The sequence below is a fragment of the Allobosea sp. Tri-44 genome (assembly GCF_004123845.1).
Classification (GTDB): domain Bacteria; phylum Pseudomonadota; class Alphaproteobacteria; order Rhizobiales; family Beijerinckiaceae; genus Allobosea.
The window spans coordinates 355,811-377,649 of sequence record NZ_NBDP01000019.1 but is presented as its reverse complement, the minus strand read 5'-3'; the positions used below and the strand labels follow the sequence as shown (position 1 = coordinate 377,649).

The 21,839-nt window shown below is 66.0% G+C and carries 23 protein-coding genes and 1 tRNA gene; 17 read left to right on the top strand and 7 right to left on the bottom strand.

Annotated features, from left to right (window positions below):
• The first annotated feature begins 3 nt into the window (after nucleotides 1-3).
• The 13 genes from B6S44_RS14055 to maiA all read left to right on the top strand — a co-directional run bounded on the left by B6S44_RS14055 (nucleotide 4) and on the right by maiA (nucleotide 12,448).
• On the top strand, nucleotides 4-1,002 hold the full coding sequence (locus tag B6S44_RS14055) for an ABC transporter permease (RefSeq protein ID WP_110490081.1): 999 nt from the start codon (nucleotides 4-6) through the stop codon (nucleotides 1,000-1,002).
• Nucleotides 999-2,177, top strand: a complete 1,179-nt coding sequence (locus B6S44_RS14050; protein WP_465246111.1) for an ABC transporter permease — start codon at nucleotides 999-1,001, stop codon at nucleotides 2,175-2,177. The genes B6S44_RS14055 and B6S44_RS14050 overlap by 4 nt, the downstream gene beginning before the upstream one ends.
• 29 nt (nucleotides 2,178-2,206) lie before the next feature.
• On the top strand, nucleotides 2,207-3,346 hold the full coding sequence (locus B6S44_RS14045) for a glycosyltransferase family 4 protein (RefSeq protein WP_129157498.1): 1,140 nt from the start codon (nucleotides 2,207-2,209) through the stop codon (nucleotides 3,344-3,346).
• A complete protein-coding gene (locus B6S44_RS14040; protein WP_129157497.1) occupies nucleotides 3,343-4,134 on the top strand; it encodes a polysaccharide deacetylase family protein in 792 nt (263 codons plus the stop codon). The genes B6S44_RS14045 and B6S44_RS14040 overlap by 4 nt, the downstream gene beginning before the upstream one ends.
• A gap of 93 nt (nucleotides 4,135-4,227) precedes the next feature.
• Nucleotides 4,228-5,508 carry a glycosyltransferase family protein gene (locus B6S44_RS14035; RefSeq protein ID WP_129157496.1) on the top strand — a complete coding sequence of 427 codons (1,281 nt, stop codon included), beginning with the start codon at nucleotides 4,228-4,230 and terminating at the stop codon, nucleotides 5,506-5,508.
• 200 nt (nucleotides 5,509-5,708) lie between these two features.
• Nucleotides 5,709-6,944 (top strand): metal-dependent hydrolase family protein, encoded by a 1,236-nt coding sequence (locus B6S44_RS14030; RefSeq protein ID WP_129157495.1) that lies wholly within the window; start codon nucleotides 5,709-5,711, stop codon nucleotides 6,942-6,944.
• A gap of 48 nt (nucleotides 6,945-6,992) precedes the next feature.
• Nucleotides 6,993-7,793: an ABC transporter permease gene (locus B6S44_RS14025; RefSeq protein ID WP_206735156.1), complete on the top strand. Its 801-nt coding sequence runs from the start codon at nucleotides 6,993-6,995 to the stop codon at nucleotides 7,791-7,793.
• A gap of 2 nt (nucleotides 7,794-7,795) precedes the next feature.
• The gene (locus B6S44_RS14020) at nucleotides 7,796-8,851 is read left to right on the top strand and encodes an ABC transporter ATP-binding protein (RefSeq protein ID WP_129157493.1); all 1,056 of its coding nucleotides are present in this window, start codon (nucleotides 7,796-7,798) and stop codon (nucleotides 8,849-8,851) included.
• Between the two features lie 37 nt (nucleotides 8,852-8,888).
• Nucleotides 8,889-9,935: an ABC transporter substrate-binding protein gene (locus B6S44_RS14015; protein WP_129157492.1), complete on the top strand. Its 1,047-nt coding sequence runs from the start codon at nucleotides 8,889-8,891 to the stop codon at nucleotides 9,933-9,935.
• Nucleotides 9,932-10,801 carry an ABC transporter permease gene (locus tag B6S44_RS14010; RefSeq protein WP_248309590.1) on the top strand — a complete coding sequence of 290 codons (870 nt, stop codon included), beginning with the start codon at nucleotides 9,932-9,934 and terminating at the stop codon, nucleotides 10,799-10,801. Before B6S44_RS14015 ends, B6S44_RS14010 begins: the two co-directional genes overlap by 4 nt.
• An 80-nt stretch (nucleotides 10,802-10,881) precedes the next feature.
• A complete protein-coding gene (locus B6S44_RS14005; protein ID WP_129157491.1) occupies nucleotides 10,882-11,070 on the top strand; it encodes a twin transmembrane helix small protein in 189 nt (62 codons plus the stop codon).
• Between the two features lie 101 nt (nucleotides 11,071-11,171).
• Nucleotides 11,172-11,777: an acyloxyacyl hydrolase gene (locus tag B6S44_RS14000; protein ID WP_129157490.1), complete on the top strand. Its 606-nt coding sequence runs from the start codon at nucleotides 11,172-11,174 to the stop codon at nucleotides 11,775-11,777.
• 38 nt (nucleotides 11,778-11,815) lie between these two features.
• Nucleotides 11,816-12,448, top strand: a complete 633-nt coding sequence (gene maiA, locus B6S44_RS13995; RefSeq protein ID WP_129157489.1) for a maleylacetoacetate isomerase — start codon at nucleotides 11,816-11,818, stop codon at nucleotides 12,446-12,448.
• 6 nt (nucleotides 12,449-12,454) lie between these two features.
• On the opposite strand, the gene B6S44_RS13990 is transcribed toward maiA, so the two are convergent.
• Complete coding sequence (locus B6S44_RS13990) at nucleotides 12,455-12,700, bottom strand: hypothetical protein (RefSeq protein ID WP_129157488.1); 246 nt, start codon at nucleotides 12,698-12,700, stop codon at nucleotides 12,455-12,457.
• A 119-nt stretch (nucleotides 12,701-12,819) separates the two neighbouring features.
• Nucleotides 12,820-13,701 (bottom strand): class A beta-lactamase, encoded by an 882-nt coding sequence (gene bla / locus B6S44_RS13985; RefSeq protein WP_129157487.1) that lies wholly within the window; start codon nucleotides 13,699-13,701, stop codon nucleotides 12,820-12,822.
• A 177-nt stretch (nucleotides 13,702-13,878) separates the two neighbouring features.
• On the opposite strand from bla, the gene B6S44_RS13980 reads away from it, so the two are divergent.
• Nucleotides 13,879-14,769: a LysR family transcriptional regulator gene (locus B6S44_RS13980; RefSeq protein ID WP_129157486.1), complete on the top strand. Its 891-nt coding sequence runs from the start codon at nucleotides 13,879-13,881 to the stop codon at nucleotides 14,767-14,769.
• Nucleotides 14,770-14,849: 80 nt separating this feature from the next.
• On the opposite strand, the gene B6S44_RS13975 is transcribed toward B6S44_RS13980, so the two are convergent.
• Nucleotides 14,850-14,924, bottom strand: a tRNA-Val gene (locus B6S44_RS13975).
• Between the two features lie 136 nt (nucleotides 14,925-15,060).
• A complete protein-coding gene (cpdR, locus tag B6S44_RS13970) occupies nucleotides 15,061-15,420 on the bottom strand; it encodes a cell cycle two-component system response regulator CpdR (protein WP_038363805.1) in 360 nt (119 codons plus the stop codon).
• A gap of 287 nt (nucleotides 15,421-15,707) precedes the next feature.
• Between cpdR and B6S44_RS13965 the strand changes: the two genes are divergently transcribed.
• On the top strand, nucleotides 15,708-16,628 hold the full coding sequence (locus B6S44_RS13965) for an N-formylglutamate amidohydrolase (protein ID WP_129157485.1): 921 nt from the start codon (nucleotides 15,708-15,710) through the stop codon (nucleotides 16,626-16,628).
• A gap of 351 nt (nucleotides 16,629-16,979) precedes the next feature.
• Nucleotides 16,980-17,762, top strand: coding sequence for a histidinol-phosphatase (gene hisN / locus B6S44_RS13960; protein ID WP_129157484.1), 783 nt, complete (start codon nucleotides 16,980-16,982; stop codon nucleotides 17,760-17,762).
• Here hisN and B6S44_RS13955 read toward each other — a convergent pair.
• On the bottom strand, nucleotides 17,667-18,737 hold the full coding sequence (locus B6S44_RS13955) for an alpha/beta fold hydrolase (RefSeq protein WP_129157483.1): 1,071 nt from the start codon (nucleotides 18,735-18,737) through the stop codon (nucleotides 17,667-17,669). The two genes, hisN and B6S44_RS13955, sit on opposite strands and share 96 nt — an antisense overlap.
• Before the next feature lie 177 nt (nucleotides 18,738-18,914).
• Here B6S44_RS13955 and B6S44_RS13950 point away from each other — a divergent pair, with 177 nt between their 5' ends.
• Nucleotides 18,915-19,376, top strand: coding sequence for an Hsp20 family protein (locus tag B6S44_RS13950; protein WP_129157482.1), 462 nt, complete (start codon nucleotides 18,915-18,917; stop codon nucleotides 19,374-19,376).
• A gap of 90 nt (nucleotides 19,377-19,466) precedes the next feature.
• On the opposite strand, the gene B6S44_RS13945 is transcribed toward B6S44_RS13950, so the two are convergent.
• Together B6S44_RS13945 and B6S44_RS13940 are read right to left on the bottom strand one after the other, a co-directional pair.
• On the bottom strand, nucleotides 19,467-20,273 hold the full coding sequence (locus B6S44_RS13945; protein WP_129157481.1) for a hypothetical protein: 807 nt from the start codon (nucleotides 20,271-20,273) through the stop codon (nucleotides 19,467-19,469).
• 102 nt (nucleotides 20,274-20,375) lie between these two features.
• Nucleotides 20,376-21,434: a threonine aldolase family protein gene (locus B6S44_RS13940; protein ID WP_129157480.1), complete on the bottom strand. Its 1,059-nt coding sequence runs from the start codon at nucleotides 21,432-21,434 to the stop codon at nucleotides 20,376-20,378.
• Nucleotides 21,435-21,839: the final 405 nt, after the last annotated feature.

Here is a 21,839-nt window from a genome sequence, read left to right as displayed (position 1 = left end):
GTGCTGCTGAAGTACATCTTCAAGCGCATCCTGGTGATGATCCCAACGCTGTTCGTCACCAGCGTCCTGATCTTCACCGTGATCAACCTCCCCGAGGGCGACTATTTCGAGACCATGGTCGCCGAGATGCAGGCCCAGGGCGAGAAAGCGGACATGAGCCGCGTCGAGTTCCTGAAGAAGGAATACGGCTTCGACAAGCCGCCGGCCGAACGCTATTTCTGGTGGGTCACCGGCCTCCTGCGCGGCGACATGGGCTACTCCTTCGAGTACCAGCTGCCGGTACGCGACATCGTCGGCGACCGCCTGCTGCTGACCATGGTGGTCTCGTTCTTCACCATCATCTTCACCTGGATCGTCGCCTTTCCGATCGGCATCTACTCGGCGACGCATCAATACAGCTGGGGCGATTACGGCCTCACCTTCATCGGCATGCTCGGCCTCGCCATACCGCATTTCCTGCTGGCGCTGATCTTCCTCTATTTCGCCAACGTCTGGTTCGGCACCTCGATCGGCGGCCTCGTCGACCCGCAATATCTCAACCAGCCGATGAGCTGGGCCAAGTTCAAATCGGTGCTGGAGCACCTCTGGATCCCGGTGATCATCATCGGCGCCGGCGGCACCGCCGGCATGATCCGCAAGCTGCGCGCCAACCTGCTCGACGAATTGCAGAAGCAATACTACGTCACCGCCCGGGCCAAGGGCCTGCCACCGGGCAAGGCGCTGCGCAAATATCCGCTGCGCATGGCGCTCAACTTCTTCATCTCGGATATCGGCGACATCCTGCCTTCGATCGTCTCCGGCGCCGAGATCGTCGCGATCGTGCTCTCGCTGCAGACCACCGGCCCACTGCTGATCCGGGCGCTGCAGAGCCAGGACATGTATCTTGCCGGCTCCTTCCTGATGTTCCTCTCCTTCCTGACCGTGATCGGTGTGCTGATCTCCGACATCGCGCTCGCCATCCTCGATCCGCGCATCCGCCTGCAGGGGACGGCGACCAAGTGACGACGCCTCCCGCCCCGCAGGCTTCGGAGCCGCTGCCGCATCGCTGGTCGACCGCGCCGTTCGAGCCCTATGCGATCGAGAAGATGTCGCCCGAGCAGGAGCGCGTCTATCTCGCTCCGCAATGGAAGCTGATGTGGTGGAAGTTCCGCAAGCACAGGCTCGCGGTGATCTCCGGCGTCGTCATCCTGCTGATGTATCTCTCGGTCGCGATCTGCGAGTTCCTCGCGCCCTATCACTACACGACGCGCAACACCGATTTCATTCGCGCCCCCCGTCAGGAGGTCAACTTCTTCCACGAGGGCAGCTTTGTCGGCCCCTTCGTCTATCCGTATGTCCAGCGCCTCAACATGGAGAACCTGAAGCGCGAATACGACGTCGACGAAAGCAAGCCGCAGAAGCTCCGCTTCTTCTGCCGCGCCGACGCTTACGAGTTCTGGAGCCTCATTCCCGGCAATCTCCACCTGATCTGCCCGCCCAAGGACGGCACGCTCTATCTGCTCGGCACCGACCGGCTCGGGCGCGACATGTTCTCGCGCATCCTCTATGGCGGGCGGATCTCGCTGACCATTGGCCTGCTCGGCGTCAGCGTCTCCTTCGTGCTTGGCATCATCATCGGCGGCATCGCCGGCTACTATGGCGGCAAGGTCGACCTCGTCGTCCAGCGCGTCATCGAGATCGTGCAGTCGCTGCCGCATATCCCGCTCTGGCTGGCGCTCGGCGCGATCATGCCGCCCTCCTGGAGCCCGCTGCTGGTCTATTTCGGCATCACCGTGATCCTCGGTCTGATGGACTGGACCGGGCTGGCGCGTGCCGTCCGCTCGAAGCTGCTGGCCCTGCGCGAGGAGGATTATGTCGTCGCCGCCCAGTTGATGGGCGCCAAGCCCGCCCGCATCATCGGCCTGCATCTCGTGCCCGGCTTCATGAGCCATCTGATCGCCGCCGCGACGATCACCATTCCCAAGACCATTCTGGGCGAGACCGCGCTCTCCTTCCTCGGCCTCGGCCTCAGGCCACCGATCACCAGCTGGGGCGTGATGCTGAACGAGGCGCAGAACATCAATGTCGTCGCGCTCTATCCCTGGCTGCTCTATCCGTGCGTCCCGGTGATCGTCATCATCCTCGCCTTCAACTTCCTCGGCGACGGCCTGCGCGATGCGGCCGACCCGTATCGCTGAAGCCAGTTCGCGCCATCGCAAGACCAATCGTGAAGATCGCTTTTCATACGCCGCTGAACCGCTATGGCGACGGCGCCCCCTCAGGCGACCGGCTGATGGCGGTCCAACTAGTGACGCTGTTGGAGAATCTTGGCCACGCCGTCGAGATCGTGCCGGCCGAGCGCAGCTTCATGCGCGAGTCCGACCCGGCGCTGCTCGCCGCTCACAAAAAAGCCGCGCAGGGCGTGATCGCGGCGCTGACTGAGCGTTGGCAGGCGCCGGACGCCCGGCCCGACCTCATCTTCACCTATCACTGCCATTATCGCGCCCCGGACCTGATCGGCCCAGCCTTGGTCGAGCACTTCGCCCTGCCCTATCTCGTCACCGAGGCCAGCAATGCGCAAAAACGCTTCGACGGCCCGTGGGCGGAGGCGGCAGCGCTCGCTCGCCACGCGATCCTGCGCGCCGACCTGCATCTGTGCATGACGGCGCGCGACCACGAGGGCCTGAGCCGACTCATCCCCGAGCCGGAGCGCCTGATCGAGCTACCGCCCTTCTTGTTGAAGTTCGCCGATATGCCCGAGCGTGTTGTCGTACCGCATGCGGAGAACGAGCCAGTCCGGCTGATCGCTGTCGCGATGATGCGACAGGGCAACAAGGCCGCCTGTTACCTCTTCCTCGCTCGCACGCTCGCCCGGATCACCGACCTGCCCTGGACCCTGACCCTGATTGGCGACGGGCCCGAGCGCGCTGCCATTGAGGCCGCCTTCGCTGGCTTCCCACCCAGGCGCATCCGCTTCCTCGGGCGCTGTAAGCCCGCCGAGATTCTCGCCGAGCTGACGACGCATGACCTCTTCGTCTGGCCCGGCCTGAACGAGGCTTATGGTGTGGTCTATCTCGAAGCGCAGGCCGCGGGGCTTCCCGTGGCCGCGCTCGACAGCGGCGGCGTGCCCGCCGTCGTCGCGCGTGACCGCACCGCTTTGCTCGCGCCGCATGGCGACGAAGCCGAACTGGCCGCTACGATCGCAAGACTGATCGGCGATGCGGCACTGCGCGCCCGCATGGGCACAGCGGCGCAAGTGTTCGCACGCCAGGAACGCAATGGTGACAGCGCCCGCAGCATCCTCGCCGGCGCGCTGGATACTGCCATCGCCCGGCATGGCCGCAGGGCCCTGGAGACCGTGCCGTGACCGAGGATGCGGCCTGGTCCGCCCTCTTCTCCGAGCTCGACCGCTGGGCCGCCGCCGGCAAGCGCCTCGTTCTCTGGCTGCGCGACGACGATGCGACCGTGCCCAGCGACCAACTCGACCGGCTCGCCGCCCTCTCCGAGCGCTTCGCGATTCCGGTGCTGCTGGCCTCGATCCCAATGGTGGCGCAGGAGACCCTGGCAAGGCGGCTGGAGACCGCGCCGCTGCTGCGCCCCTGCCAGCACGGGACCTGGCACCGCAACCATGCCATGGCCGGCGAGAAGAAGAGTGAGTTTGGCCTGCACCGGCCGCATCCCGAGCTTCTCACTGAGATCGCTGCCGGCCAGCAGCGCCTGCGAGAGCTCTTCGGCAGCTCCTTCCTCCCGGTCTTCGTGCCACCCTGGAACCGCATCCATCCGGACGTCGCAGCAGAACTACCTCAACTCGGCTTCGCCGGCCTGTCCTGCTTCCGCAATTTCGCGCTCGGACCTTCCGGCGGCCCGCGTCTCGTCAACACCGACCTCGACCTGATCGACTGGCATGGCGGCCGCGTCGGCCGGCAGTCCGGCGAGCTCCTGACCGAGATGGTCAAGCTGCTTGCCATTCGCCGCCTGGACCCCAAACCGAACCAACCCTTTGGACTGCTGCTGCACCATCACGATCATGACAGCGTGGCGTGGGACGTCCTCACGAATCTGCTGGCTCGGCTGTCCGGTCATGCGGCCGTCGCATTCTCCGGGCCCGATGCGTTCTTCGGCGCGGCAACCTACCTGGCAACGGACTTGGATTGACGCGCCGGCAGCGCTATGGTTCCGGGCAGTTCGGGTGCGTTCTGGCGTCCCCCGAAGGCCATCTGACCTTCAAGCAGAGGACGCGACGCTCGCATGGGCCTCAGTCTGATCGACGATAGCGGGGCGCGGCGTCCGCCATGCAGCCCGCATGCACCGCGCGTCCTGATCTATAGCCACGACACGTTCGGTCTCGGCCATATCCGCCGTTGCCGCGCGATCGCCAATTCGCTGGTCGCGAGCTACCCTCATATATCAGTGATCATCGTCTCCGGCTCGTCGATGATCTCGAGCTTCCAGTTCGGCGACGGCGTCGACTATGTCCGCATCCCCGGCATCGAGAAGCAGAGCGACGGCCGCTATCTGCCGCATCATCTCAATCTCGAGCTCGCCGACACGATCCGCCTGCGCACCGACCTGATCAAGCAGACGGTGCTGTCCTTCGACCCGGACATCGTCATCGTCGACAAGGAGCCGATCGGCCTGCGCGGCGAGCTCATCCCCTCGCTCGAAATCCTGCGCCGCCGCGGCGCCCGTATCGTGCTCGGCTTGCGCGACGTGCTCGACGAGCCGGCCAAGCTGCACGAGGAATGGCGCCAGAGCGGCGCGCTCGACGTGCTCGCCAATACCTACGACGACATCTGGGTTTACGGACTGGAGAGCATCTACCGGCCGCTCGACGGGCTGCCGAACCAGCCGCTCTTCGCCGACAAGATCCGCTATACCGGCTATCTCAAGCGCGCAGTGCCCTCGCCGATGCCGCCGAACCGGCATCCGCGCATCACCAAGGGCCCGTTCATCCTGGTGACGCCCGGTGGCGGCGGCGACGGCGCCGGCGTGATCGACTGGGTGATCTCGGCCTATGAGACCGATCCGACCATCGAATTGCCGTCGCTGATCGCCTTCGGCCCGTTCCTGTCGCGCGAGAAGCGCAAGGAGTTCACCGAACGCATTGCGAAGCTGCCCAAGCTGGAAAGCATCGGCTTCGAGCCGCGCCTCGAACTCCTGATGAACCGGGCCCACTGCGTCGTCGCCATGGGCGGCTACAACACGTTCTGCGAGATCCTCTCCTTCGACAAACCGGCGCTGATCGTGCCGCGCGTCCGGCCGCGGCTGGAGCAGGCGATCCGGGCCGAACGCGCCGACAATCTGCGCCTGATCGACGTGCTGCTCGACCCGACCCAAACGGGGGCGAGCACGCGCGACCCGTGGCAGATGGCCAAGGCGCTGCATGCGCTGCCCAAGCGCATGCCGCCCTCGCAGGCCTTCCTGCCGGATCTGCTCGACGGCCTCCCCGCGATCAACCGCATGCTCGCCAACGATCTCTCTCTGCCGGTCCGCGGCCGGGCGCTGGCGCAGAACGCGGCTGCCGGCTAGAGCATTTTCGAGCGAAGTGGGCACCGGTTCGCGTGAAGAAAATGCGATGAATAAGGAGTTGAAGCCTAGCCGCGTTTCGAAGACGCGCGGCCAGGCTTCAATCGCGAAAGGCGACTCCATCGCGCCGTTACGCGCAGGACGCGATGGACACGGCCTACGAAGCTCATAATATATCAGGAGCTTCGCCGGGAGACGCCGCCATGACGCAGGTCCTGTTCCGCAATTTCGCGATGCTGGAGCCAGGTCATGGCGAGCTGCGCAAGGGCCATGAGCTGCTTGTCGAAGGCGAGCTGATCCGCGAAGTTTCGGACAAGCCGCTCAAGGCCGACAAGGCGACGGTGATCGACTGCGGCGGGCGCACGCTGATGCCCGGCCTGATCGACAGCCATGTCCACGTCATGCTCTCCGAGGTCTATATCCGCCTGCTGGAAAGCGTGCCGCTGACGCTCGCGACTGCGCGCGCGGCCCGCCTGATGAGGGGTATGATTGATCGCGGCTTCACCTCGGTGCGTGACACCGGCGGCGCCGATTGGGGCATCAAGGAAGCGGTCGAAAAGGGTGATATCGCCGGCCCGCGCCTGTTCATCGCCGGCGCCGCGATCGGCCCGACCGGCGGCCATAGTGACCCGCGCCGGCGTACCGATTTCGGGAGCCGCTGCCATTGCTGCAACGCCATGGCCTTTACGATGAACATCTCCGACGGCGTCTCCTCCGTCATCAAGTCGACCCGCGAGCAGATGCGGCTTGGCGCCGACCACATCAAGATCATGATGTCCGGCGGCGTCGCCAGCCCTTACGACCCGCTCGACTCGATGCAGTTCACCGTCGAGGAAGTCACCGCGGCCGTCACCGAGGCCAAGGCCTTCGGCCGCTATGTCTGCGCCCATGCCTATACGCCGGAAGCGATCACCCGCGCCGCGCAATGCGGCGTGCGCGCCATCGAGCACGGCAACCTGATCGACGAAGCCTCGGCCAAGCTGATGGCCGAGAACAATATGTTCCTGACCGCAAACCTCGTCGCCTATTACGCGATGAAGGAGCGTGCCGCCGAGTTCGGCATGAATGCCGACATGCTCGCCAAGAACGATCTCGTCATCGATGGCGGCCTGAAGTCGCTGGAGATCTGCAAGCGCGCCGGCGTGCCGGTGGCCTACGGCTCCGACCTGCTCGGCCAGCTCCAGGTCGACCAGTCGCGCGAGTTCCTGCTGCGCCGTGAGGTACTCTCGCCGATCGAGATCATCCGCTCGGCGACTACGGTCGGCGCTCAGCTGCTGCGCATGGAAGGCAAGCTCGGCACGCTGCGTGCAGGGGCTTATGCGGATATCATCCTGGTCGACGGCGATCCGCTGAAGAGCCTGGAGCTGTTCCAGGACCAGGGCGCGAAGCTGCCTGTCATCATGAAGGGTGGCGCGTTCCACAAGAATACGCTGCACTGAGAGCGAGCACGAAGCGATGAAGAGGGCAGCAATTTGAGCGCCGCGCGGTTGAGCCTGGGACGTCTCGCGCTGAACGGCGCCGCCACGCTCTCGCTCGGCTTCATCCTGCTGCCGCTGTTCTTCGTCTTCTGGCTCGCCTTTTTCCGCCAGGAAATCCCCTCCTTCCCACCGGAGGGCTATTCGCTGAAATGGTTCCAGGCGGCGGCGAACAACAAGCCCTTCGTCGACGGCTTCCTGCTCAGCCTGCAGGTCGGCGTGTCGGCGACCCTGATCGGGCTCCTGCTCGGCGTCCCCGCGAGCCTTGCCCTGATGCGGCATCGCATCGCGCTCGGCCCAGCGATCAACACGCTGCTGCTGCTGCCCCTGGTGATGCCAGGCATCGTGCTCGGCACCTCGCTCTATGTCTTCCAGATCGAGACCGAGATCGCGACCGGCCTGCCGGTGATGGGCTCAGCTGGCGGCCTCGTCGCCGCCCATAGCCTCGTCGTCATCCCCTGGGTGGTGAAGCTCGTCACCGCCAGCCTTGCCGGCTTCGACCGTACCATCGAGGAAGCCGCTCAGAATCTCGGCGCCGGCCCCTGGACGACCTTTCGCCGCGTCACCTTGCCGAGCATCAGGCCCGGCCTCGTCGCCGGCTCGCTGTTCGGCTTCGTCACCTCCTTCGGCAATCTCGAGATGAGCCTGTTCCTGGTCGGACCCGGCCGCACGACCTTGCCGATCGCGATCCTGCAATACCTCGAATGGAAGATCGATCCGACGGTCGCGGCCGCCTCGGTCATCCAGATCGTCCTGATCGGAGCGGCGATGATCATCACCGACCGTTACGTCAAGCTGAGCCGGGTGGTCTGAACATGGCGAAGCTTTCGATCGAGCATCTGCGCAAGGTCTATGGCGAGTTCACCGCCGTCGACGATTGCAGCATCGACATCGCCGACGGCGAGTTCCTCGTCCTGCTCGGCCCCTCCGGCTGCGGCAAGACCACGACCTTGCGCATGGTCGCCGGCTTCATCCAGCCGACGGCAGGCAAGATCACCATCGGCGAGCGCGACGTCACCACCCTGCCGCCCTGGAAGCGCAATTGCGGCCTGGTCTTCCAGTCCTATGCGCTCTTCCCGCATATGACGGTCGCCGAGAACGTCGCCTTCGGCCTGGAGATGCGCAAGATCGCGCCGGCCGATCGCGGCCTTCGCGTCACCGAGGCGTTGAGACTCGTCCGCCTGACCGGCCTCGACGAGCGCTATCCGCGCCAGCTCTCCGGCGGCCAGCAACAGCGCGTCGCGCTCGCACGCGCGCTGGCCATCGAACCTGACGTTCTCCTGCTCGACGAGCCGCTCTCCAATCTCGACGCCAAACTGCGCCAGGAGGTCCGGGTCGAGATCCGCGACCTGCAGCGCAAGCTCGGCCTGACCACGATCATGGTCACGCACGACCAGGAGGAGGCCCTGACCATGGCCGACCGGTTGGTGGTGATGGAGAAGGGCAAGGTCCGCCAGATCGGCACGCAGCGCGAACTCTACGAGAAGCCGGCGGACCGCTTCGTCGCCGGCTTCATCGGCCGCAGCGCCTTCCTTGACGGCGCGATGGCGCAGGCCGGCCGTTTCCGCAGCGGCGGCGGCCTCGACATCAGTTGTAAGGGGGCCGCAGCAGGCCCGGCGACATTGGCGCTCCGGCCGGAGCGCCTCGCCATCGGCGCGGAGGCTGAAGGCTGCGCCAACCGCTTCCCGGCCCGGGTCGAGCACGTCTCCTATCTCGGAGCGCTGCTCGACATCGATGTCCGGCTGACCGAGCAGGACCGCATCCTGCTGCAGGTGCCTAACCGTCCGGGCGCGGCCGAGCCGAAGCCGGGCGAGATGATCACGATAGGCTGGGCCGAAGATGCCGGGCTCGTCTATCCGCGCGAGCCTTGAGTCGGCTCGATAGGCGTCCAAGAGGGGAGACATAACCATGAAGACAATCGACAGACGCGACATCCTGAAGGCGGCCGGCGCGGCCGCCCTGCTGCCCGCCCTCGGTGGCGCCGCGCAGGCGCAATCCGGCGGCAAGGTCGTGGTCGGCACCTGGGGCGGCGACTATGCCCGCCTACTGACCAAGAACATCGAGGAGCCGCTGCTGAAGCCCAAGGGTCTCGAGGTCGTGCAGGACCAGGCGGCGGATTCGCCGCGCCGCGCCAAGATGGTCGCCGAGCGCCGCCTGCCGCGCGGCACGGCCGACATCCAGGGTTTCTCTTCCGCCCAGATGTTCGAGATGAACGAGGCCGGCGTGCTGGAGCAGCTCGATTATTCCAAGCTGCCCAACGCGAAAAACCTGATACCCTCGATGAAATACCCCTATGGCATCGGGCAAATTTACTCCGGCAAGGTCGTGGTCTATAATCCCAGGCTGATCACGCCGGCGCCGACGAGCTTCAAGGACGCCTTCGATCCGAAGCACGGCAACAAGAGCGGTATCATCGACATCCAGTATCAGTTTGTCATGATAGCCGCCTCACTCGCCGGCACGAACGGCGCCGAAATGACCAATCTCGACAAGGCCAAGGAAGTCCTGCTCGCCGCCAAGAAGGGCGGCGTCCGCATCTACCCGACCAACGAGGCCTTCGCCCAGGCGCTGAAGACCGAAGAAATCGCGATCGGCATCATGTGGAAGGCGCGCGCCGTGCAATGGCAGAACGCCGGCATCGCCTGCGAAGCCGCTGCGCCGAGCGAGGGCATCCCGGCCTATGTCTCGGGCTTCGCCATCGCCAAGAACGCGCCGAACAAGGAGAATGCCTACGTCTATATGGACGCGATGCTGGCCAAGAGCGCGCAGGAGGCCTTCGCCGTCGACATGGGTTACAATCCGACAGTGACCAACGCCACCGTCGCGCCCGATCTGCAGAAGCGCATCGGCTTCACCCCCGAGGAGGAGAAGCGCCTGAAGGATCTCGACTACGCCTTCCTCGCCAAGAACGATTCGGCGATGAAAGAGTGGTGGGACAAGGTGTTCAAGGGGTGAGCATCGCCCCCGAACCTGTCGCCGGTGCGCGCACCAGCCTTGCCGGGATGCTCGTCGTCCCGGCGACGATCTTTGTCGCGATCGGGCTGGTCGGCCCGGTCGCGATCCTGTTCCGCTATTCGCTCAATCAGTTCATCCCCGGCCAGTTCATGGTCGACGGGCTGACGATCGAGAACTACGTCAAGTTCTTCACCGACGGCTTCTATCTCAACGTGCTCTGGCGCACGGTCCGTGTCGCGGTGATCTGCACGATCATCTGCCTGATCATGGGCTTCCCGCTCGCCTATGTGCTGGCTCGCACCGAAAGCCGCTTCAAGAACCTGCTGATCATGCTGGTGGTGCTGCCGCTCTTCGTCGGCAATGCCGTGCGCGCCGCCGGCTGGATGACCGCATTCGGCAGCAAGGGCGCGCTCAACGCCTCGCTGATGGGCCTCGGCCTGATCGACCAGCCGCTCGAGATCATGTTCACCGAGACCGCCGTGATCATCGGCATCATCGCGGTCAACCTGCCTTTCATGGTGCTGACGCTGCAAAGCGTGATCGAAGGCATCAATCGCAATGTCGAGGAGGCTGCCTTCAGCCTCGGCGCCGGCCCGGCGGCGATGTTCGCCCGCGTGCTCTGGCCGCTCGCCATGCCCGGCATCCTCGCCGGCACGATCCTGACCTTCATCCTGGCGATGAACGCCTACGCCACGCCGGTCCTGCTCGGCGGCCCGAAATTCCAGACCATGGGCCCGCTGGTCTACGGCCAGTTCGCCCAGCAGAACAACTGGCCCTTCGGCGGCGCGATCTCCTTCATCCTGATGACGGCGACGCTGCTCCTCACCATCGCCGCCAATCTGATCGTGCAGCGGCGCTATCGCTAACCGGACCTTCTCCACCGCTGTGGCGCTTCGCCGCCACGGCCACGCTGGCCAAGTGCCACCGCGAGGATTAAAGCACGGCGATGAACGTCTCTTCCGCCCTCGTCCCGATCGCTGTCGGCGCCGTGGCCGTCGTGCTGCTGCTCGGCCTCGTCAACATGCTGCGCGGCGGCAGCGCCAACACCTCGCAGAGACTGATGCGGCTGCGTGTCGTGCTGCAATTCATCGCGATCCTGGTGATCCTCGGCGTGCTCTGGTGGCGCGCCGGCTGATCATTCCGTGGTGCACAAGGATCGTGTCGTCACATTGCAGCCACCACTCTCTGCGCTTTTCTGATCTTTAAAAGCTCCGCCGAAAGTCGAAATCGCCTGCCATGGTTCGCGTCGCGTCGCTGTTCGTTGCCCTTTCGGTCCTGTCCGCGCCCGCGCTGGCGCAGAGTGACCGCGGCAGCACCCGCGCGCTCGGCTATGCCCCCGCAGCGGAAGCACCTGCTCCGGCCTGGGAGGCGCGGTTTGGCCTCGGCGCTGCCAATCCCGGCGGACGCGAGAGCGGTCTGCTCAACTTTGGCGGCGAGGTTCTGACACCGCGCGTCGCCACGCTGAATGACCGCTTCACCAACGCCTTCGTGCCGCGCTTCCATCTCGGCTCCAGCCTCAACGTCAACGGTACGCAGTATGCCTATGCCGGCGCGACCTGGACTTTCGACGTCTCGCAATCGGTCTTCCTCGAGGCGAGCCTCGGCGCCGCCGTCAACAACGGCAAGGCGGGCTTCGTCGTCCCCGAGAACCGCCTGAACGTCGGCTGCAACACCGGCGCGCGCAGCGCCGCCGCCCTCGGCTTTCGCCTCAGCGACCGCTGGAGCCTGATCGCGACGCTGGAGCATTTCAGTACGACGGGCTGCTCCGACAATCCGGTCGCCAATGCCGGCACTCCGCGCGGCCCCTCGAATTTCGGCGCCCGCCTCGGCTATACCTTCTGAAGCCGGCCGTTCGGAGCCGGTCTCGAGGGAGCGGCGTCATGAAGCTGCATGGCTATTTTCGCAGTTCGGCCGCTTGGCGCGTGCGCATCGCGCTCAATCTCAAGGGCATTGCCGCCACGCACGTCTCGCACCATCTGCGCCATGGCGAGCAGCGCGACCCCGCCTATCTCAAGCTCAACCCGCAGGGGCTGGTGCCGACGCTGGAGCTCGACGACGGCACGGTGCTGACCCAGTCGCTCGCCATCATCGAATGGCTCGACGAAGCGCATCCCGAGCCCGCATTGCTGCCGAAGGATCCGATCGGGCGCGCCAAGGTCCGCGCCTTCGCCCAGGCGATCGCCTGCGATACCCACCCGGCGCAGAACCTGAAGGTGCTCAACCGGCTGCGCGAGCTCGGTCATGATGGCGCGGCGGCACTGGCCTGGGCGGCAGCCGTAAATGTCGACGGATTATCGGCCTGCGAGCAGCTCGCGGCGAACAATCCCGGCCCATTCTGCTTCGGCGCAGAACCCAGTCTCGCGGACATCTGCCTCGTGCCGCAGCTCGGCAATGCCAGGCGCTTCAAGGTCGATGTTACCCAGTTCCCGCGCCTGCTACGGGCTGAGGCGGCAGCGCTGGAACTCGCCGCCTTCCGCGATGCAGCGCCGGACCGGCAGGCCGATGCCGAATAGTGCCGCTCACCAGCGCCGATACGGCCAAGGGCCCCAATACGGGCCATAGAAGCCAGAAGTCTCCAGCCGCGCCCGCCGCGAGGCCGAACGGTCGAGATCGACCTCCATCAGGCAGTTGGCGAAGCCTTCCGCTCCCTTGCGGAAGCCATAGGACCGACAGCGCTCCTCATCGAGGCTGCGCTGCTCGGCGGCGGTGACGCAACCACCGAGCGCGGCTGCCAGCCCCAATGCGATAAGCCATGACGCACGCATCGTCGGATCCTCCAGGCCGTGCGGGATTCGGAAGGATGATGCCATAAAAGCAGCGTTTTGACGTCATCTTTCAAAGCCGGCTGACGAGCTCCTGCCGTTTCGGAGGATTTTTCCGCGATTCAGAGCGAAGTGGCCAGCCGACCGACTTCCGCCAGCACGGCTTCGCGTTCCGGAAGGGATCCCCGCGACTCCGCGTAATAAGCGGTGACGATCAGCGGCGCCCGGCCCGGCGGCCAGATCACGCCGATATCGTTGGTGGCGTTGTTGCTACCCGTGCCGGTCCTGTCGCCGACGCGCCAGCCCTTCGGCACGCCCGCTCGCAGGCGCTTGTCGCCGGTCTTGTTGGCGACCAGCCAGGCGGTGAGCTGATGGCGCGAGGCCGGTGAGAGTGCCGCGCCCAGCACCGTCTGGCGCAGGATTTGGGCCATCGCGACCGGCGTGGTGGTGTCGCGTGGATCGCCGGGTGTCGCCTCGTTGAGCTCCAGCTCGCGTCGATCCAGCCGCGAGCTGTCATCGCCCAGCGAGCGCATATAAGAGGTCAGGCCTTTTGGCCCGCCGAACGAATCGAGCAGCAGATTGCCGGCAGCATTGTCGCTGAGCGTGACGGCCGCGTCGCAAAGCTCGGCGACCGTGAGGCCGGTGTCGACATGCTTCTCTGTGACCGGCGAATAGGTGACGAGGTCGGTCTTGGTATAGCTGACCCGCCGATCGAGGCTTTCCTCGCCGCGATCGACCCGCGCCAGCACGAAGGCTGCGGCGACGAATTTGAAAGTGCTGCACATCGCGAAGCGCTCCTGCCCGCGATGCGCGATGACGCGACCGCTGCCACTGTCGAGGATCGCGACGCCGAGGCGCCCGCCATGCCTGCGGTCGAGCGCGAACAGCGCCTCGCGCACCTCCTCTTCGCGTCCTTGGGCGAAGGCTGGCAATCCGCCAAGCATCGGTACGCTGATCAGGGAGCTGATCAGCAAATCTCGGCGTCGGATCACTGTGTTCTCCATGCGGAAGCCGTCGCACGAGCGGCATGCTCGCGCGGGAGGGAAGCGGTTCTGGCGAAGTCATCGCGCGGGACGGAAGGCGATACGGAGCGCGTCGTCCGGCACCGTTCTCGCCGCGCGCTTGCCTAATCGCAAACGATGATATCTCTACAGAGCCATTAGATTTCCTAAGGCTCAGTCATGCTCCGTCCGCATCTGCCCCTGAACGCGTTGCGCGCCTTCGAGGCCTCGGCCCGCCATCTCAGCTTCACCAAGGCCGCGATCGAGCTCTGCGTCACCCAGGCCGCGATCAGCCATCAGGTGAAGGGCCTGGAGGAGCGGCTCGGCGTCGAGCTCTTCCGCCGCCTGCCGCGTGGGCTCGCCCTGACGGACGAGGGCCGCAGCCTCCTGCCGACGCTGCGCGACAGCTTCGACCGCATCGCCGGCCTGCTCGAACGCTTCGAGACCGGGCGCCCGGTCGAGGTCCTGAATGTCGGCGCGGTTGGTACCTTCGCGCTCGGCTGGCTGCTGCCGCGCCTTGCCGGCTTCCGCCAGGCTCATCCGCAGATCGATCTGCGCCTCACCACCAACAACAACCGCGTCGATCTCGCCGCCGAAGGGCTCGACTATGCGCTGCGCTTCGGCGGCGGCGCCTGGCATGGCACGGCGGTGCTGCGCCTGTTCGATGCGCCGATGACGCCCGTCTGTGCTCCCGCCTTGACTGCCGCCCTGCGCCAGCCCGTCGATCTTGCGGAACAGGTCCTGCTGCGCTCCTATCGCGCCGACGAGTGGAAGCTGTGGAGCGAGGCGGCGGGGATAGAGCCATTGCAGGCGCGAGGCCCCGTCTTCGACACGTCGATCGCGCTCGCCGAGGTCGCCGCCGCCGGCGAAGGCATAGCCCTCGTGCCCGCATTGCTGTTCTCGCGCTACTTCGATGACGGCAGGCTGGTCCGCCCCTTTCCGATCGAGGTCTCGCTCGGCAGCTACTGGTTGACCTGGCTGCAATCGCGCTCGCTGACCCCGGCCATGCTCGCCTTCCGCGACTGGCTGCAGGAGGAAAGCCGCATGCAGACCGCGTCGCGGGCGAACTGAACCGCCAAACAAATCGGCCCAAAAAGCAGAACGGCCGCCCGGGTGGGGCGGCCGTTTGTCCTTGAAATCCAAGGAGAAAATGGTGGGCGCGACAGGGATCGAACCTGTGACCCCTACGATGTCAACGTAGTGCTCTCCCGCTGAGCTACGCGCCCGTTTTGCCCGAAGGCATCCGGAACGACACCGGCCAGAAGGCGGCATCGCTGCGAGGTGGAGGGGCTATAGCGGACGAGTGCGCGCCTTGCAAGGCGCTTCGTCGGCTTCTTTGCAGGAAGCCGACACACCCAGCCGTCACGCCGCCAGCAGCTTCTCGACCTCGTTGACCAGCTCACGCAGATGGAAGGGCTTCGACAGCACCTTGGCGTCCTTCGGCGTCTGCGAATCCGGATTGAGCGCGACTGCTGCAAAGCCGGTGATGAACATCACCTTGATGTCGGGATCGAGCTCGGTGGCGCGCCGCGCCAGCTCGATGCCGTCCATCTCAGGCATGACGATGTCGGTCAGGAGCAGCTCGAACGGCTCCTCGCGCAACCGGTTATAGGCCGATAGCCCGTTGTCGAACGAGGCGACGTCATAGCCTGCATTCTGCAGCGCCTTCACGAGGAAGCGGCGCATGTCGTTATCGTCTTCGGCCAGGAGAATCTTCGTCATGGCGCCTTGCTTCATCCGTGATGTTGCGCCGAGCCCACGCCACCCCGCCCCGTCTGGCTGGAAGTCGATTCGCTCGCTTCGTCCCTCGTACCGGGTGGCTGTCCCTGCCATTCCGGGCTTCGCCGGTCCAGCCCAGCGCACGCGAACTCACCGCCCGCGCACATCAAGTTGGATCAACCAGTTCTATTTGGCGACATTACGGTAAACAACCAGTGAAGGCGGACAGCAGGAATGACGATAGGGCATCCCCTTCAATCGGCTGCGGCTTTGTGCTTGAGTTCGGTGACATGACGCAGTCAGCCGGATTTCCTTTTCCCCGCCCCGACGACGTGATCGCCGAGATCGAACGGCCGTTCACGCTCTACCAGCCGGCGCTGCAGGTCGTTCCGGTGATCGTCGACGTGCCCCATGCCGGGCGGCGCTATCCGCGGGCCTTCGTCGAGGGCGCACGCCTGCCGCTCCGGGTCCTGCGCCGGTCCGAGGACGCCTATGTCGATCTGCTCTTCTCGCAGGCGGTCGCGCTCGGCGCCCCATTGCTGGTGGCCGAGTTCCCGCGCGCTTATCTCGACGCCAATCGCGAGCCCTACGAGCTCGACCCGCGCATGTTCGAAGGCCGATTGCCCGGCTTCGCCAACACCCGTTCGCTGCGGGTCGCCGGCGGCCTCGGCACGATCCCGCGCATCGTCGGCGAGGCCTACGAGATCTATCCGGGCCGCATCCCGGTCGAGAGTGCGCTGGCGCGGATTGAGGAACTCTACCGGCCCTATCATGCTGGCCTGCGCCATCTGGTGAACCGGACGCAAGCCAGCTTCGGCAGCTGCATCCTGGTCGACGCGCATTCCATGCCATCGACCGGGCTCGATCGCGACGGCATTGCCAAGGCCGACATCATCCTCGGCGATCGCTTCGGCACCAGCGCCTCAAGCTTCGTCGTCGATGCGGCGGAGGCAGCCTTCGCGCGCGCCGGCCTGAAGGTGACGCGCAATCGCCCCTATGCCGGGGGCTTCATCACCGAGCATTACGGCGCGCCCGGCTCCGGCGTGCATGCACTGCAGATCGAGGTCAGCCGCGCGCTCTACATGAATGAGGCGACACTCGAGCCGACCAGCGGCTTCTCCGCCCTTCAGCAGGTGATCAGCACCGCAATGGCCGAATGCTTCGCGCGCTGGAGCGGCTGGAGCGACGATTGGCGCCAGGCGGCGGAGTAAGCCTCCGGCCGCCGCCAACATCCTGCACCCCAAAAAGAAAGAGGGCCGCGCACTTGCGTGGCGGCCCAAAGTCTAGGGAGGAAACGCCCAAGGAGGGCAACGAAGGTTTGAAGCGATCTCCCCTTCGCACTGCACCATAACGCGCTGCACCGCAAAAAAGCAAGCGGCAGCAGCAGTTTGGCGATGCACTGCACGCATATCACCGCAGCATTTTTGCTCGGCGCTGAACGATTTCGCGGAACGGGGCCGAGCCGAACTGTCCTCGCTTCGCCGGCTCGAAATCGCGGCGCTTGTCATCCCGCTCGTCTCGCAGCATGAAGACGGCCGCCGATGGAGCCGAAGGAACTCTCGATGAGCGCGGTCGATTTCGCTGAGTTCGTCGCCCGGCTGGCGACGCTGTCGGGACAGGCGATCCTGCCCTTCTTCCGCGCCAGGCACACGACCGAGGACAAGTCCGGCGGCGGTGTCTTCGACCCCGTCACCGAGGGCGATCGCGCCGGCGAAGACGTGATGCGCGACCTGATCAAGCGCACCTTCCCGGCCCATGGCATCCTCGGCGAGGAGTTCGGAGCCGAGAATGCCGAGGCGGAATATGTCTGGGTGCTGGATCCGATCGACGGCACCCGAGCCTTCATCTCCGGCATTCCAGTGTGGGGCACGCTGATCGGGCTCACCCGCAACGGCGTGCCGGTCTACGGCATGATGAACCAGCCCTTCACCGGCGAGCGCTTCTCCGGCGACGGCCGCAAGGCGCGCTATGAGGGGCCGAACGGACCGCGCACGCTGCACACCCGCCAGGTGACGAACCTCGCCGAAGCGACTCTGATGACCACGAGCCCGCACCTCTTCGCCGAGGGGCAGAAGGCCGCCTACAACCGCGTCGAGAGCGCCGTGCGCATGGCCCGCTATGGCTGCGACTGCTACGCCTATTGCATGCTCGCCGCCGGCCATATCGATCTCGTCATCGAGAGCGGGCTGAAGCCCTACGACATCGTCGCCCTGATCCCGATCATCGAAGGCGCCGGCGGCATCGTCACCTCATGGGACGGCGGCAGCGCCGCCCAGGGCGGGACCATCCTCGCCGCCAGCAACAGGACGCTGCACCAGGCCGCGCTCGCCCTCCTCAACGGCTGAAGCTGCCGCGGCAGGCTTTTCGCCCGGCACATCCTCGCCCGGCACGAAGGCGTCGAAGGCGGCCCAGAACTGCGCCCGGATCGCGTCGCTCTCCATCAGGATCTCATGGCGTGCCGTCGGCAGCACCAAGGCCGAGCCGGTCTTCAGCCGGGCGGCGAAGCGCTCGATCGCCGGCGTCGACACGACGGGATCGCGCCCGGCCGCAACGATCAGCGTCGGCACCCTGACATCGAGCGGCGCGCGTGTCTGCGCCAGGCGGTCCATCAGCTGGAAAGCAGCATGGACCCAGCCGACGCTGGGGTCGCCGATGGCGAGTTCGCGCGCTGCTGCCGACAGGGCGGCATTGCGGGCATAACGGACGGGATCGGAACTCAGCCGGTTGCCCTCGAACGGCTTGGTGCCGATCGCGGTATCGCCGCCACCAGGCACGAAGGTCTTGCCGAAGCCGAGCCAGTACAGCACCCGCGCCAGCCAGCGGGCGCCGCGCGGATTTTCGATCATGCTGATGCCGAACATCGGCGCGATCGCCACCAGTCGCGCGACCGGGAGCGCCCCGCGCCGGGCCGCATCGAGACAGAGTGCCGCTCCCATCGAATGGGCCAGGACGAAATAGGGCGGCGGGAAACGGCCTTGCATCTGCGTCACGACCAGATCGAGGTCACGCTCGTAATGCACTAGCCGGCCGACATGGCCGCGGCGCTGCCGGCCAGTGAAACGCTGCGAGCCGCCCTGCCCGCGCCAGTCGAAGGTCAGGACATGGAAGCCACGCCGGCGCAGTTCGGCGATCACCTCGCTATAGCGCTCGATGAACTCGGCCCGCCCCTGTGCGACGAGGATCGTGCCCTTGCTTTGACGCACGCTCGGGCGCCAGCTCGCCAGGCGCAGGCGCGCGCCGTCGCTGGTCTCAGAAAACCAGACCTTGCCGTGGCCAGGCACCGGATAATCCGGCTGGTGGAAGAATTCGGCCTCGGTCATCGACACTCCGGCAGGCTCACCCCCTCGTTATGCCCAGCTGGACCCGGTCTTGAAAAGCCGGAAAACGTCACCCAGATCATTGCTGCGCAGGCCGTGAAGCGGCTGCGCGAGCCTAACCCAAAGCCCGCGCTCATGATGAGGCGGGTGATCAACTGTCGCTTCCTTTGGAGGACAATCATGCGTTCCTACGATCTTTCCCCGCTCTATCGCTCGACCGTCGGCTTCGATCGCCTGTTCTCGCTGCTCGACCAGGCCACCAGTGTCGAGAATACCCCGAGCTATCCGCCCTACAATATCGAGCGCACCGCCGAGAACGCCTATCGCATCTCGATCGCGGTCGCCGGCTTCGGTGAAACCGACCTCTCGATCGAGAGCAAGGAAAACGCGCTGACCGTCCGCGGCGAGAAGAAAGCCGCCGAGGATGCACAGCAGCGCGAGGTCCTGCATCAGGGCATCGCCGCCCGCGCCTTCGAGCGCCGCTTCCAGCTCGCCGATTATGTCCAGGTCACCGGCGCCAGCCTCGAGAATGGGCTGCTCCATATCGACCTCGTCCGCGAGATCCCCGAGGCCAAGAAGCCGCGCCTGATTCCGATCGGCGCACAAGGCGCCAAGGTGATCGAGGCCCGGAAGGCCGCGTAACCAATACCCGAGGGGTCGTCACCACCCTGAAATGCGAGGGCCTCTCCGGGAAACCGGGGAGGCCCTTTGTCTATAAGCGCTGCGCAGCTCTCAGTTCGGATTGACCGGCGCGATCGGCGTCTCCGGCTTCGGCTGCGCCGTCTTCATCTCCTCGATCTGGACCGGCGGCAGGGCCGTATCGGGCGTCGGAATGCCGCTCGGATGCGCTCGCGCCAGCGGCGGCAGGCGGTCGGGCTCATCGGCCCCGCGGACATCCTGCGGGTTGACCAGCTTCGGCTTGCCGATGTCCTTTGGGGCGACCGCCGGCACGGCAACCGGCTTTGCCGGAGCAGCATCGGGCTTCGGGACTGCTGGTGAGGGCGGGGCGACGGTCGCGGGCGCACTAGCCTCGGCCGGCGGCTGGGCCGGCTTCAACGCGGCCGGCCGCTCCGGCGGACGCGGCGTCAGCTTCTTCGGCGCCGGACGTTCCTCCTCACGCGGGTCGAGCCTGACGGTTCGCGGCGGCGGCTGCAGCACGATCCGGTCGATCAATTCGCCATTGAAACGGTCGATGATGAGGCGCACCCGCGAGCCGTTCGCCGCCAGACCATCGACGATGATGGCCGAACGGGTGCGCACCGTCCGCTGCACCTCGCGCAGGCCGAACTCCTGCGCCGCGCCCCGCTCCAGCGCGCGCGGCGGGATCGGCGCTGCCCTGCGTGGCGCGTAGTCGTAGCGAGGGCCATAGCCGTCATCATACTCGTAGCCATAGCCGTAACGGGCGTAGCCGCTGCCGTAATCATCGAGCTGCGCCAAAGCCGGGCTGCTCGCGCCGGCCATCGCGGCCAGGACGGCGAAGCCGGCCAGCCGGCGGCGCCGGGCGTGCGGCGCAGCGGCGGGCGAAACGAAAACTGCCATGGTCTCTATCCTCTTGAGACGAAATTCGCAGTCTTCAGTTCTCGGTAAGGATTGCGGCGTGCTTGCGGCGCGAATCGGCTGGGAAACGGACCCTTTTTGGCTTCAGACAGAAGCCAGCACGGCCGCGAGCCGGTCGACCTCGTCCTGCCGCGTCGCGAAGGAACAGACAAAGCGGCCGACCACCTCACCTGTCTGAAGCTCTTGCCCAACAGGCAGCGCACCATCCGACCAGGCGATGTATTGCGCGCCGTGCGCCGCCAGTGCCGCTTGCGCCTGCGGCGGCAACACCAGGAAGACCTCGTTGGCCTCGCAAGCCCAGGCCAGCCCCAGCTTGCCGTCAACCTCGACGGCTCGGGCAAGGCGTGCGGCCATCGCATTGGCGTGGCGGGCGAGGTCGAGCCAATGGCCATTGGCGAGCAGCCCCTCGAACTGCGCCCCGATCAGTCGGCCCTTGGACAAGGTGTGCCCGGCCCGCTTGCGCCGCCACGGCATCTCGCTCGCTTGAGCCGGATCGAAGACGATCACCGCCTCGGCGGCGAAAGCGCCGTTCTTGGTGCCGCCAAAGGAGAGCACATCGACGCCCGCCTTCCAGGTGATCTCGGCGGGTGTGCAGCCGAGCGCGACGACGGCATTGGCGAAACGGGCGCCATCCATGTGCAGCTTCAGCCTGCGCGGCGCGATCGCCTGCTTCAGCGCCGCGATCTCGGCCGGCGTGTAGACCAGCCCGCATTCGGTCGCCTGCGTGATCGACAGCATCTGCGGCTGCACCTGATGCACGGCGCCCGCCCGCATGCGCGCGAGCTGGTCCGTGACGACCTCCGGTGCGAGCTTGCAGCCATCGCCCGGCAATCCGACGATCTTGGCGCCGCCGGTGAAGAATTCGGGCGCACCACACTCGTCAGCGGCGATATGCGCCTCGTGATGGCAGAGCACCGCCCCCCAGGGCTGCATCAGGCTCGCCAGCGCCAGGGAATTCGCCGCCGTGCCTGTCGTAACGAGGAAGACGGCGACCTCGCGCTCGAACAGCTCCGCGAACAGCGCTTCGACCCGCTTCGTCCAGGCGTCATTGCCATAGGCGGTGGCAAAGCCGTCATTGGCCGCCGCCATCGCCTGCATCACCGGCGCGCTCGCTCCGGCCAGGTTGTCGCTGATGAAATTCATGGAGCTGGTATCCGGCGGCCTGGTGCGAGGGTCCTGACGGATAAGCACGCTACTGCGCTAGCGCAATCAGTGCTGGCGCAGGGCAGCCCCGATCTCGGCTACCGACAACTTCCGGCTTGGCTTGCCGGCCGCAGTGATGCGAAAATGTCGAGACCTAGACACAGATCGCAACAAAATGTCGCTGCGACGCAAAATCGACGCTTGTGCCCAGATTGGAATTCTGGCAAGGTCAAGGCAATAGGACAGCGATGCTGTCCCATTTTCAGAGCGGGCCTCGCCGAGGCCCCGGCGCAGGCGGATGGAGCGGACGATGACGGGAGGTACGGCAAACAAGGCCAAAGCCAACCGTACGACGTGCGCCGCCCGCAAAACGGCGGCGTAACCAGGCGCGGCAGGGCTCGAAGA